At 66.2% G+C, this 12,156-nt stretch carries 14 protein-coding genes; 4 read left to right on the plus strand and 10 right to left on the minus strand.

The genetic code is table 11. The features are described 5' to 3' along the window. Positions 1-2: 2 nt before the first annotated feature. The 4 genes from KVT32_RS17365 to argB all read right to left on the minus strand — a co-directional run bounded on the left by KVT32_RS17365 (position 3) and on the right by argB (position 4,121). Positions 3-1,496 (minus strand): DASS family sodium-coupled anion symporter, encoded by a 1,494-nt coding sequence (locus KVT32_RS17365; RefSeq protein ID WP_062838929.1) that lies wholly within the window; start codon positions 1,494-1,496, stop codon positions 3-5. A 303-nt stretch (positions 1,497-1,799) separates the two neighbouring features. Further along, positions 1,800-2,375, minus strand: a complete 576-nt coding sequence (gene slmA / locus KVT32_RS17370; protein WP_056319559.1) for a nucleoid occlusion factor SlmA — start codon at positions 2,373-2,375, stop codon at positions 1,800-1,802. A 53-nt stretch (positions 2,376-2,428) separates the two neighbouring features. Next, positions 2,429-3,175: a pyrimidine 5'-nucleotidase gene (locus tag KVT32_RS17375; RefSeq protein ID WP_062839048.1), complete on the minus strand. Its 747-nt coding sequence runs from the start codon at positions 3,173-3,175 to the stop codon at positions 2,429-2,431. Between the two features lie 43 nt (positions 3,176-3,218). Next, entirely contained in the window at positions 3,219-4,121 is a 903-nt protein-coding gene (gene argB / locus KVT32_RS17380; RefSeq protein WP_013396740.1) for an acetylglutamate kinase, read from the minus strand. A gap of 275 nt (positions 4,122-4,396) precedes the next feature. Here argB and KVT32_RS17385 point away from each other — a divergent pair, with 275 nt between their 5' ends. Then, the gene (locus KVT32_RS17385; protein WP_056319563.1) at positions 4,397-5,185 is read left to right on the plus strand and encodes a MetQ/NlpA family ABC transporter substrate-binding protein; all 789 of its coding nucleotides are present in this window, start codon (positions 4,397-4,399) and stop codon (positions 5,183-5,185) included. A 121-nt stretch (positions 5,186-5,306) separates the two neighbouring features. Here the strand turns inward: KVT32_RS17385 and KVT32_RS17390 are convergent, their stop codons facing one another. The 4 genes from KVT32_RS17390 to KVT32_RS17405 all read right to left on the minus strand — a co-directional run bounded on the left by KVT32_RS17390 (position 5,307) and on the right by KVT32_RS17405 (position 7,700). Next, the gene (locus tag KVT32_RS17390) at positions 5,307-5,801 is read right to left on the minus strand and encodes a peroxiredoxin (protein WP_152382894.1); all 495 of its coding nucleotides are present in this window, start codon (positions 5,799-5,801) and stop codon (positions 5,307-5,309) included. Beyond that, complete coding sequence (locus KVT32_RS17395; protein ID WP_217618569.1) at positions 5,798-6,544, minus strand: BON domain-containing protein; 747 nt, start codon at positions 6,542-6,544, stop codon at positions 5,798-5,800. Before KVT32_RS17395 ends, KVT32_RS17390 begins: the two co-directional genes overlap by 4 nt. After that, positions 6,541-7,134 (minus strand): phosphoheptose isomerase, encoded by a 594-nt coding sequence (locus KVT32_RS17400; RefSeq protein WP_056319572.1) that lies wholly within the window; start codon positions 7,132-7,134, stop codon positions 6,541-6,543. The genes KVT32_RS17395 and KVT32_RS17400 overlap by 4 nt, the downstream gene beginning before the upstream one ends. Before the next feature lie 86 nt (positions 7,135-7,220). Continuing rightward, positions 7,221-7,700, minus strand: coding sequence for a YraN family protein (locus KVT32_RS17405; RefSeq protein WP_152382893.1), 480 nt, complete (start codon positions 7,698-7,700; stop codon positions 7,221-7,223). Positions 7,701-7,764: 64 nt separating this feature from the next. Between KVT32_RS17405 and rsmI the strand changes: the two genes are divergently transcribed. Continuing rightward, positions 7,765-8,700, plus strand: a complete 936-nt coding sequence (rsmI, locus tag KVT32_RS17410; protein ID WP_152382892.1) for a 16S rRNA (cytidine(1402)-2'-O)-methyltransferase — start codon at positions 7,765-7,767, stop codon at positions 8,698-8,700. A 3-nt stretch (positions 8,701-8,703) separates the two neighbouring features. After that, positions 8,704-9,288: a methylated-DNA--[protein]-cysteine S-methyltransferase gene (locus KVT32_RS17415; RefSeq protein ID WP_152382891.1), complete on the plus strand. Its 585-nt coding sequence runs from the start codon at positions 8,704-8,706 to the stop codon at positions 9,286-9,288. 82 nt (positions 9,289-9,370) lie between these two features. Here KVT32_RS17415 and KVT32_RS17420 read toward each other — a convergent pair whose 3' ends face one another. After that, positions 9,371-10,330, minus strand: a complete 960-nt coding sequence (locus KVT32_RS17420) for a septal ring lytic transglycosylase RlpA family protein (RefSeq protein WP_152382890.1) — start codon at positions 10,328-10,330, stop codon at positions 9,371-9,373. Further along, positions 10,327-11,199 carry an RNase adapter RapZ gene (gene rapZ, locus KVT32_RS17425; protein WP_056319767.1) on the minus strand — a complete coding sequence of 291 codons (873 nt, stop codon included), beginning with the start codon at positions 11,197-11,199 and terminating at the stop codon, positions 10,327-10,329. Before rapZ ends, KVT32_RS17420 begins: the two co-directional genes overlap by 4 nt. 193 nt (positions 11,200-11,392) lie before the next feature. Between rapZ and KVT32_RS17430 the strand changes: the two genes are divergently transcribed. Continuing rightward, complete coding sequence (locus KVT32_RS17430; protein ID WP_217618570.1) at positions 11,393-12,151, plus strand: c-type cytochrome; 759 nt, start codon at positions 11,393-11,395, stop codon at positions 12,149-12,151. The last annotated feature ends 5 nt before the right edge of the window (positions 12,152-12,156 follow it).

Consider the following 12,156-nt stretch of genomic DNA (forward strand, 5'->3'; position numbering starts at 1 on the left):
CCTTACAGCCAGCCCAGCCAGCGCCAGTACGTCATGCCCATCAGCAGCATCAGCAGGTAGCCGACGATGGTCACGATGATCCCGACCTTGGCGAACTGCTTGGCGTTGAACGTCTCGGTACCCAGGCACACCATGTTTTGCGGCGCGTTGATGGGCAGGATGAAGCCGTAGCTGACCACGAAGCCCAGCAGCATCGTCATGCCCAGGCGGCTGAAGTCGCCCGGCAGCGTTGCCAGCACCGAGATCAGGATGGGCAGCATGGCAGAGGTCAGTGCAGTGGCGCTGGCAAAGCCCAGGTGGATCACGATCAGGAAGGCGGCCAGGATGGCGAAGATGGCGAGCGGGCCAAGGTGATCCAGGCCGGTGTGTTGCACCACCTGGTTGCCCAGCCATTGGCCGGCCTGCGTCGTGAGAAGCGCCGTGCCCAAGCTGATGCCGACACCGAACACGATCACCGTGCCCCATGGGATGCGCGACTGCACGTCTTTCCATGTCATCACGCCAAAGCGCGGCAACATCAGCAGCACGAGGCCGAAGTAGGTGGTCGAGGTGGTGTCGAACTTGTGCAGCTTGCCTTCGGTCGACCAGAACAGCAGCAACATGATGGACACAGCCATCAGGCGCTTTTGCGCGCCGGTCATGGGACCGAGGTCGAGCAGCGACTTTTCGACGGCTTCCTTGCCGCCGGCAATGCTGTTGCTTTCAGGCGGCAGCAGCTTGAGCACGATGACGATCAGCACGGCGGACATGATGAGCGACCAGGGGGCGCCGGCAATCAGCCAGTCCGACCAGGCCACGCGTTCGCCCAGCATCTTTTCCATGAAGCCGACCGTCAGCAGGTTCTGCGCTGCGGCGGTCTGGATGCCGACGTTCCAGATGCTGGTGGCCTGGGCCACGATGATCATGATGCCGGCGGCGATGTTCGAGCGCTTGTCCACGCCGAAGGCCGCGATTACGCCCATCATGATGGGAACCACGGCGGCGCTGCGCGCGGTGGCGCTGGGCACGACAAGGCTCAGCACGATTGTCACGGCGATACATCCGATGAGGATGCGGCGCGTGCTGGTGCCCACCTTGGACAACGTGACCAGCGCGATGCGGCGGTCCAGCCCCGTGAAGGTCATGGCGGCGGCAATGAACAAGGCGCCGGTGACCAGCGCCAGCGCCGAATTTGCGAAGCCGGTGAGCGCCATGCTGATGGCGGCCGACGTGCCGTACAGCACGTTGGGATCCTTGATGGTGGGTGCGGTGCCCAGCAGGAAGGCCATCAGCGTCGTGATCATGATGGCGCTGGCTTCGTAGGAGACAGCTTCAGTGATCCAGACGACCACGGCAAACGCCAGGATAGCCAGCATGCGGTGTCCTGCAACGGGCAGGTCCGCGGGCAGGGGCATCATTAAAACGCCGATCATCACGAGGATGCCGGCGATGAGCCCGATGGGTATTTTGGCTTTTTTGGGGGCTTGCGAGGCGGGGACTGCGGTTTCCGCGGCCATATCCTTCTCCGGTTGAGGTCAAACTGACGAAACACCGCCCGCGAGCACGGGGTCAATCAAATCGGTGTGTCGACGCTACAGGATGATCGTGACGGCATTGAGGAAAACCCGTATTGATGAACATCAAGCAAGCGGAGAACAGCGCTTGTGGAAAACTTGTCCCGGGCATTATGCTCGTCGCCCCCTGCGTGGGGCAAGCAAGTGAGTGTTGCATTTACACGAACCAATCGGGTCACGATGAATGCGTTTTACCCCGCAAGGGCCGCGCGCATTGTTCCGTGAAATGACGCTAATGCAGGCGGTTCAGCCCAAGGCCAGGCGCAGTTGTTCGTCCAGATGCAGCGTGGGGGTGACGCGCCATCCGCTCTGCGCGTAGCGCAGCCAGCGGCCCAGCACCAGATGCGTCAGCAGGCTGGCGTGCGCGGCGACATTGGCTTCCTGCGGCAGGCCGCCATCGGTGATCGCGATGCGCAGCGACTGTTTTAGCGACGCCTCGATGCGATCGTTGATGTGGTTGATGCGTTCCTGCAGCCGGTTGTCTTCGGTGACCAGCGCGTCGCCGGTCAGCACTCGCGTCATGCCCTTGTTGCGTTCCGAGAAGGTCAGCAGCATGGCGACGGTCTTGTGCGCCTGGGGCACGCCGTAGGGCTCGGCGGTGGCGATCTGGTTCACCAGCGTGAAGATGCTGGTTTCGATGAATTCGATCAGCCCCTCGAACATCTGCGCCTTGCTGGCGAAGTGCCGGTAGAGGGCGGCTTCGGAAACCTCAAGGCGCGCGGCCAGCGCGGCCGTGGTGATGCGGGACGCGTGCGGCTGCTCCAGCATTTCGGCCAGAGTCTGCAGAATCTGGGTCTTGCGCTCGCCGGGTTTGCTCGCCATGGAAGGGACTGCTTCGCGCAGGATGACGGGTGGAGGGGGAGTGGAGCGCGCCGTCAGGCCCGCAGGGGGCGTCGGCGTAACAGCAAATCACTGACGCAGTTTACCCGCAAGTCGACGTAGGCCGGACGGTGCGAGCGTCCGCGGCCGAAGGGCGTGCCGGGGTGGTAGACGTGGACCGTCTTTAAGCCCGCCACGCGGGCGCCCCGCAGGTTGGCGAGCGTGTCCTCCACGAGCACGGCGCGGTGGGCGGGAACGCCTTCGCGCGCCAGCACGTAGCGCAGCAGTGCCGCGGAAGGCTTGGGACGGTATTGGCCATGCAGCCGCATGTGCTCGATGGCCCACAGGCTGTCGAACTGGCGCAGGATGCCCAGGTGCGACAGGACGGAGCGCGCATAGTGCAGCGGCGCGTTGGTAAGCAGCACCTTGCGGCCGGGCAGGCGGCGCAGCTTGTCGGCGAGCGCCTTTTCCGACCGCATCAGCGGCGCGACGTCGAAGTCATGGCTGCGATGCAGGAAGTCATGCGCATTGACGCCGTGGTGCCGCACCATGCCGATCATGGTGGCGCCATAGCGTTTCCAATACTGCGACCGCACCAGGTTGGCGGCATCCACGTCCACGTTGAGCGCCTCGGCCACCGCCATCGTCATGCCGTGATCGATCTTGGAGAAGATGGCGTGCGAGGTGTCGTGAAGCGTGTTGTCCAGGTCGAAGAGCCACAGGCGCTCGGGCGCGCCCGTGGCGATCCCGCGCGACCGGCGCATGCGGACCGCGGGCCGCAGCAGCTGGCGACGTGCTTGCATCATGAGAGGCTCACGGCGCGCAGTGCTGCGAAATCGGGCTGCATCAGTGCGAGCTGATCATCGTGCCGACGCCCTGGTCGGTCAGGATTTCAAGAAGCAGGCAGTGCGGCACGCGGCCGTCGACGATGTGCACCGAGTTCACGCCGTTCTTGGCTGCGTCCAGCGCGGACGAGATCTTGGGCAGCATGCCGCCGGAGATCGTGCCGTCGGCAAAGAGCTCGTCGATGGTCTGGGCGGACAGGCTGCGCAGCAGCTTGCCGCCCTTATCCAGCACCCCGGGGGTGTTGGTCAGCATCAGCAGCTTCTCGGCGCCCAGCACTTCGGCCATCTTGCCGGCGACCACGTCGGCATTGATGTTGTACGCCGTGCCGTCTTCGCCATAGCCGATGGGCGAGATGACGGGAATGAACTGGTCGTCCTGCAGGGCCTTCACGACGGCCGGTTCGACCATGGTGATGTCGCCCACGAAGCCGATGTCGATGGGCTCGGACGGGTTGTCCTTGTTGGCCATCAGTTTCTTCTGGGCCTGGATCAGGCCGCCGTCCTTGCCGGTCAGGCCCACGGCCTTGCCGCCGACCTCGTTGATCATCATGACGATGTCCTGCTGGACCTGGCCGCCCAGCACCCATTCCACGACTTCCATGGTCTCGGCGTCGGTGACGCGCATGCCCTGGATGAAGGTGCCTTGCTTGCCAATGCGGCGCAGGGCGTCATCGATCTGCGGACCACCGCCGTGGACCACCACCGGGTTCAGACCCACCAGCTTGAGCAGCACGACATCGTGCGCGAAGCTGCGCTGCAATCGCTCTTCCGTCATGGCGTTGCCGCCGTACTTGACCACGATGGTCTTGCCGTGAAATCGTCGGATATACGGCAGAGCCTCGGACAGCACGGCGGCTTTGACGGCGGGAGACGAAACGGCAGCAGGGTCGGGGGTGTCGGTCATGGCAGCTAAGTCGGCAAATAAATAACAGGTAAGTTAGCGGGCGTTAAAAAAATGCCTGCACAAGAACGCGGTTGGAACGCGGCTAGCGCAAGCATACGACGGATTGTAGTCCCCTCAGGTTTCTTATGCTGGAAAGCCATGTCCTTATGCCCGACAAATAACCGGCATTCAGGTAAATTGGGGGCGTTTTCACAACGGCTGGCCCCGCAAAAGGGGGCTCGCCCGAACCTGCGGGGACATCTATCCCCGTTTTTCATACATAAAAGAGGCAAGACATGCGTTTGAACTTCGTCCGTTCCGCCCTGGCGGCGTCGGTCCTTCTGGTTGCCGCCAATGCGGCCCATGCCGAGAAGGTGGTCGTCGGCGCCACGCAGGTTCCGCACGCCGAGATCCTTGAAGTGGTCAAGCCCAAGCTGGCCAAGGAAGGCGTGGAGCTCGACATCAAGGTGTTCAGCGACTACGTGCAGCCCAACCTGCAACTGGCGGACAAGCAGCTGGACGCCAACTTCTTCCAGCACAAGCCGTACCTGGACAGCTTCAACAAGGACCGCAAGGCGACCCTCGTGCCGGTGGCGCTGGTCCACGTCGAGCCCTTCGGCGGTTACTCCAAGAAGATCAAGAGCCTGTCGGACCTGAAGGACGGCGCCACGGTCGCCATCCCCAATGATCCGTCCAATGGCGGCCGCGCACTGGTGCTGCTGCAAAAGCAGGGCGTCATCAAGCTCAAGGACCCGGCCAACATCCTGGCCACGGCCGCGGATGTTGTCGAGAACCCCAAGAAGCTGAAGTTCCGCGAACTGGAAGCGGCCATGCTGCCGCGTGCGCTGGACGACGTGGATCTGGCGCTGATCAACACCAACTACGCGCTGGAAGCCGGCCTCGTGCCGACCAAGGACGCCCTGTTCATCGAAGGCGCCGATTCGCCCTACGCCAACGTGCTGGTGACCCGCAGCGACAACAAGGACGCCCCGGGCATCAAGAAGCTGGTCGACGCGCTGCACTCGCCGGAGGTCAAGACCTTCATCCAGGAAAAGTACAAGGGCGCGGTGGTTCCCGCCTTCTGATGCACGGCGCGGGAGGGGGGCCGTGAGCTGCCCGCACCCGCCCATCGGCATGCCCCCAAGCAAAACGCCGCCCGTTATTTTGCGGGCGGCGTTTTGTTTGGGGGCTGCGTGCTTGGGCGGATCAGCCGGCGGCCAGGGCCTTTTCCACCGTGGCGTGGAATTCGGCCTCGTCGTATTCGCCCAGATAACGCTTGATGATGCGTCCCTCTTTGTCGATGAGGAACGCCGTGGGCGTCAGGCGGATGTCGCCGAAGGCGCGCGCGATGTCGCCCTTGGTGTCCAGCGCAACGGGGAACGGCAGCTTGCGGGTCTCGGCGAAGTTCAGCACGAAGTTGGGCGGGTCGTAATTCATGGCGACCGCAATGGCCTCATACCCTTTGTCCGCATACTCGTTGTAGGCGGAGATGGTGTCGGGCATTTGCTTGACACACGTGACGCAGCTGGTCGCCCAGAATTTGACCAGCACGACCTTGCCGCGCAGGTCCTGCATCGAGAACGTCTTGCCTTCCAGGGTGGTGAAGGTGACGTCGGGGGCGGTCTGGGCCGGGCGCATGGCGAACCACGCGCCGATGCCGACTGCGACCAGGACTGCGAGCGCTACGATGGCTTTTTTCATTTGATGGGCATTGCTTCGACGCCGCCGCTCGTGCCGCCGGTGCCGGCAGTGTTGTCGGTGGTCGGACCGGTGCCGCTTTCGATGGGCGCCTTGCTTTCGGTGGTGGCGGGTTTGGAGCCGCTTCCCGACAGGCGGATCGCCTCCTCGCGGCTGATGGTTTCAAAGAGCTTGACCACCTTGGTCACGCCACCGACGTCGGCGGTGGCGTTGGCGGCGTAGTCGCCTTCGGCCTGGGTGACCTTGCCCATCAGGTAGACGACGCCGCGGTCGGTCGTGACGGCGATGGTGCCGGAGGGCACGTACTTGGTGTTGAGCAGGGCGGTCTTGACCTTGGAGGTCAGCCAGGTGTCGTTGGAGCGCTGGCCAAACGAGGCGATGGGGCCGACATTGAGCTGGTTGATGACCTGCTTCACGTTTTCCACGCCCTGGGCAATGGTGGTGGCCTGGTTCTTGGCTTCTTCGGAGGGCACGTCGCCCGTCAGCAGAAGGTGGCCGCCGTAGGCCATGGCATTGACACGTGCGGTATCGCCCAGCTTCTGGGAGATCAGGTTCTGCGCCTTGAACGCCATGTTCTGGTCTTCGAGCTGGACGCCGGACGTGCGGCGGTCGGTGACGACCATCGCCGTGGTGGCGGCGGCGCCGCCCACGATCAAAGGCGCGCAGGCCGTCAGCGAAAGCGCCGCGGTGGACAGCGCGGCGGCAAGCATCAGCGGGCGGACTGCGGGTCTGACGTCAAGAATCATTCGGTGTCTCCAAGCAGAAGAGCGTCGATGCCGTCGCACAGCGCGTGCAGCAGCAGAATATGGACTTCCTGGATGCGCATGGTGCGATCGCTGGGAACACATAGATGGACGTCCATCGGGGTAATGAGTTCCCCCATGACGCCGCCGCCCTTGCCGGTCAGGGCCAGGACGTGCATTTCGCGTGCGCTGGCGGCTTCCATGGCGCGGACCACGTTGGGCGAATTGCCGCTGGTGGAAATGGCCACGAGCACGTCGCCGGCCTGCCCGAAGGCGTTGACCTGCCGTTCAAAGACTTCGTCAAAGCCGTAGTCGTTGCCGACCGCCGTGAGGATGGAGGTGTCGGTATTGAGCGCGATGCCCGCGAGCGGCAGGCGTTCGCGTTCGAAGCGGCCCACCAGCTCGGCGATGAAATGTTGCGCGTCGGCGGCCGAGCCGCCATTGCCGCAAGCCAGAATCTTGCCGTTGTTCGCCAGGGCGCCGAACAGCACGTCCACGGCCACGGCCAGCGGTTCGGCCAGGACGTTCATGCTTTGTTCGTGAGCGGCCATGGCGTCGCGAAAGTGCGACGTCATACGAGAGGTCATATCCATGGGCGCGATTATCTCACGGGGCCGGGCCGCGGTTCTGTCCTCGCGCAACGATCGCCGAGGGCCGGCGCCGGACTGCGCCAGCCGGATCAGGGCAGCCAGAAAGCGCCGCGCAGCCAGGCCGGCTCGCCGTCGTCGAAAACCACCGCGTCGAAACGGGCGGGCGGGGGCGTGCCTTGCCAGTGGCGGCGGGCCAGTTCGGGCAGCCACAGCGCCGCCGCCCGCGCCAGCCGCGCCTGCTTTTCCCGGCCGATGCTGGCGGCGGCCCCGCCGAACCGGCGGTTGGCGCGCGCCCGGACCTCCACGAAGACGAGCGTGTTGCCGTCGCGCATGGCCAGATCGATTTCACCGGCGCGGCAGGCCAGGTTGCGCGCCAGCAGCGTCAGGCCGTGCGCCAGCAGCAGGCGCAGCGCGGCCGCTTCATGATGATCGCCGCGCCGCTGCGTGGGCGAGCGGCGCGGGGGCGGACGGTCGGCCGGCGCGCGTCCGGTGCGCCGCCGGCGTTTGGCGGCGCGGCGGCGGGCGGCCAGGGCAAGTTCGCAGGCCAGGCGCAGGGTGTCGTCCGTCATGGATTCCAAAGGCAGCGGGCATAGGCGGCTACACTGACATGGTTTTCCGAGTCCGCAGGCTGCAATGAATCAAAACGTCTCACCTCCCGTTGCCAGCGATGCCTGGTCCCGCGTGTCGGAACGCGTGGCCGGCCAGCATTGGCCCGCCTCGACGCTGTATGTCGTGGCCACGCCCATCGGCAATCTGGGCGACCTGGGCCTGCGTGCCTGGCACGCCCTGCAGCGGGCTGACGTGATCGCTGCCGAAGATACGCGCGCCAGCCGCACGCTGCTCGATGCCTGGGGCGTGGGCACGCCGCTCATGGCGGCGCACCGCCACAACGAGGCAGCCGCGGCGCAGGCCATCTGCGAGCGCCTGGCGCAAGGCCAGCGCGTGGCGCTGGTGTCCGACGCCGGCGCGCCCGCCGTCAGCGACCCCGGCGCGCGGGTGGTCCGGGCGGTGCGCGCGGCCGGCTATGCCGTGGTGCCGGTGCCCGGCCCCAGCGCCGTGATCGCCGCGCTGATGGGCAGTGGCGTCACCACGGACGAGAACCCCGCCTACGCCTTCGCGGGCTTTGCGCCACCGAAGGCGGTGGCCCGCCAGCGCTGGCTGCGCCAGTGGTGCGCATTGCCCGCGCCCGTCGTGATGTTCGAGTCGCCGCACCGGCTGGCGGCCACCTTTGCCGACCTGCTCGAGGTGTGCGGTCCCGACCGCGAACTGACCGTGGCGCGCGAGCTGACCAAGCGTTTCGAAGAGATCGGCACTTTCCGGCTGAGCGAGGCGTCCGCCTGGCTGGCCGCGGATCCGCACCGCGAGCAGGGCGAATTCGTGCTGATCGTCCATGCCGAGCCCGAAGCGGCCGCGGACGAGGATGTGGACCCGGCCCACGACGTTCTGCTGGACGCCTTGCTGGAATCGCTGTCCGTGCGCGATGCCGCGCGCGTCGCCGCCAAGGTGACCGGCCAGCCTCGCGACGTCCTGTACAACCGCGCCCTGGCGCGCAAGAAGACGCAGGAATAATCCATGGCGTATTCGACGCTCGTGTCCAACAAACCGGCCGACCCGAACGAGCGGCTGACCTATCGCGATATGCCGACGCCGCTGGGCGAGATGCGCCTGGTCGCCAGTCCCAAGGGATTGCGCGGCGCCTGGTTCACCGATCAGGCGCTGCTGCCGTCGCCGGAAGGCTGGACGCTGTCCGGCAACGACCCCTTCCTGGAACAGGCGCGGCGCGAACTGGACGAGTGGTTCGCCGGCGAGCGGCGCGTGTTCGACGTGACGCTCGACCCCGTGGGAACGACGTTTCAGCATCAGGTCTGGCATGCGCTGTGCGCGCTGGAATTCGGCGTGCTCACCAGCTACGGCGAGCTGGCCCGCGCCGTGGACCGGCCCAAGGGCGCGCAGGCGGTGGGCGGTGCCGTGGGCCGCAACCCCATCAGCATCATCATTCCGTGCCACCGCGTGATCGGCGCGGACACGTCGCTGACGGGTTTTGGCGGCGGGTTGCCCCGCAAGCAGGCGCTGCTGGCCCACGAGGGCAATCGCTATCTCAGCCGCAGCGCGCGCGCCCGCCGGGTCTGCGACGGGCAGGCAGAGCTATCCTGGTAGGCAAGTCCGGCGCCCGGCCGTTTATTTGGGCGCCGACTAGGCCGCTGATTTGGCCGCCGGCCTGGCCAATTACCGCGATGCGTTATTGCGACGCGATGGTCGGCAGAATGCCGATGCGGTCCGACACGAGCGGCACGGCATTGAGCGCGCTCTGGCGGTCGGGATACGGACCGATCCGCACCCGGTAAAGATTGTTGGTCTGTTCCACCGTCGCCGCTGGCGCGCCTTCGGCGCCCAGTTGCGTGTTGATGCGGCTGACCAGCGACTGCGCATTGGCGGGCTGGCTGAACGCGCCCACCTGCAGGTAGACGCTGCCGCTGGCCGCGCCGGCCGCCGGACGCATCGGCGCGCGGCTGGGCGCGGCTGGCGCCAGGGGCTCAGGCGTCAGCGCCACGGGCGTCGCGGCCACGGGCGCCATCACGGGCGTCGAGCCTGTGGCCGATTCCGGCTCCGGCGCGGGGGCCGCGGGCGCGCCTTGCGAGGCCAGCCGGCGGATCTCGTCGGCCTGGATCGCTTCCACGACCACCTGGCCGCTACCCGGGCCAATGATGCCCAGCTTGTAGGCGGCCACGTACGACAGGTCCATGATGCGGTCGCTGTGGAAGGGCCCGCGGTCGTTCACCCGCACGATGATCGTCTTGCCGTTGACCAGGCTGGTCACCCGCGCATAGCTGGGAATCGGCAGCGTCGTGTGCGCGGCCGTCATGGCATACATGTCGTAGGTCTCGCCGATCGACGTGGAGTTGCCATGGAACTTCTTGCCGTACCACGACGCGATGCCGCGCTTTTTGTAGGGCTGTCCGCTCGTGTCCGGCACGTAGCGCTGGCCGAACACGACGTAGGGCCGGTTCGCGCCGCTGGCGTAGGGTTCCAGCTTGGGCACGGCGTCTGGAATCTGATCCAGGTTCGACGGCGGATTGGCATCCGGCCCGTCGTCCTTGTAGTAACCACCCTTCTTGCGTCCGCCGCTGGTCGAGCAGCCTGCCACGGCGATCGCCAGCAGCAGCACGGAAATGAGATGTAGGGGGCGGGAAAGCGTCATGCGGTTTCGTCGGGCAGTTGCGTGCGGTGGCGCACCAGGAGCGGGTCGTGATCGGCAAAGCGCAGCGCCAGCTGTTCCACCACGTACACCGAGCGGTGCTGGCCGCCGGTACAGCCGATGGCCACGGTCAGGTAGTTGCGGGTGTCCTGCGTGTACAGCGGCAGCCAGCGCTTCAGGAAGCCCGCGATGTCGTCGATCATCAGCCCCACCTGCTCGTATCCCGCGAGCCACGTGGCCACGGGCTCGTCGCGGCCCGTCAGCGGGCGCAGATTGCGGTCGTAATGGGGATTGGGCAGGCAGCGCACGTCGAACACCAGGTCCGCGTCTCCGGGCACGCCGCGCTTGTACGCGAAGGATTCGAACGTCAGCACCAGCGGCGCGCGGTCTGCCTTGATCAGGTCGCGGATCCAGGCGCGAAGCTGGCCGGGCGTCAGGTCCGAGGTGTCGATGACGTGTTCCTGCTCGCGCAGCGGCGCCAGCAGTTCTCTTTCCAGGGCGATGCACTCGGTCAGCGACGGCGCGGTGCCGCCGCGCTGTAGGCGGTCGGTCAGCGGATGGCGGCGGCGCGATTCGGAATAACGCTGCACCAGCGTGGCCGTGTTGGCATCCAGGAATACGACCCGCAGGCTGGTGCCCATGGCGCGCAACGCGGTGACCACATCGGGCAGTTCGGCAAGCTCGCCCGGCGAGCGCACGTCGATGGCGACCGCCACGCGCTCCATGCCGTCATCGCGCGCCTGGGCAATGAACTCGGTCAGGAAGCGAACGGGAAGATTGTCGACGCAGGTATAGCTTGCGTCCTCGAGCATGCGCAGCGCGACGGATTTGCCGGAGCCGGAAATGCCGGTGACGAGGACGACTTTCAACATGGACATGATTGTGGCACGCTTTTCCAGGACGATGCCGGCGGGATAGCATCTGATATGGCCATAAACTCAGGAACTGCTTCTGTTCCCTGCTGTTTGCCCTGACGTAAGCTAGGGGCCGCAAACTCCGCAGTTCCATCGCAGTTCCACTTTACGCGCCCCGCCGTCTCGATTCGGGGTTTGGAATTCGACCTAGATGTTAGCCCTCATTTCCTCTTGTAGTGTTTCACTGCTGCGGTTTTGGACGATCCCAAGGGCCTTGGCCGCGGCGGCTGTTGTGTTTATGTCCGCGCCCGCGCTGGCGCAGCAGCCCGACCCGCCGGTCTTGCAGCCCGACACCATGGCGGCGCGCGTGGCGGCCTGTACGGCCTGTCATGGCGCGCAGGGCAGGGCGGGGGCCGATGGCTACTACCCGCGGCTGGCCGGCAAGCCGCAAGACTATCTCTACCACCAGCTGCTTAATTTTCGCGACGGACGGCGGCAGTACCGGCCCATGACGCACCTGCTGGCGGGGCTGCCCGACGACTACCTGCGCGAAATGGCCGCGTATTTTGCCGACCAGCATGTGCCGTATCCGGCGCCCGTGCGCGCGGACGTGTCCGCGGCCACGCTCGAGGCTGGCCGCAAGCTCGCCCGCGATGGCGACGCGGCGCGCGGCCTGCCGGCCTGTGCGTCCTGTCACGGCGCGGCGCTCTCGGGCATGCTGCCCGCGATTCCCGGCCTGCTGGGGCTGCCCCGCGATTACATCGGCGCGCAGATCGGCAGCTGGAAGAACGGCCTGCGCCGCGCCGCCGCGCCGGACTGCATGGCCGACATCTCCCACAAGCTCACGCCTGCCGACATCGGCGCACTGGCGGCCTGGCTGTCGTCGCAGCCTGTCGCCGAGCCCTACGTGCCTGATGCCGCGAATTCGGTCCGGCTGCCCGCGGAATGCGGCAGCCAGGCGCAACGCTGAACGGG

It is taken from the genome of Achromobacter sp. GbtcB20, from assembly GCF_019091095.1.
Classification (GTDB): domain Bacteria; phylum Pseudomonadota; class Gammaproteobacteria; order Burkholderiales; family Burkholderiaceae_B; genus Achromobacter; species Achromobacter mucicolens.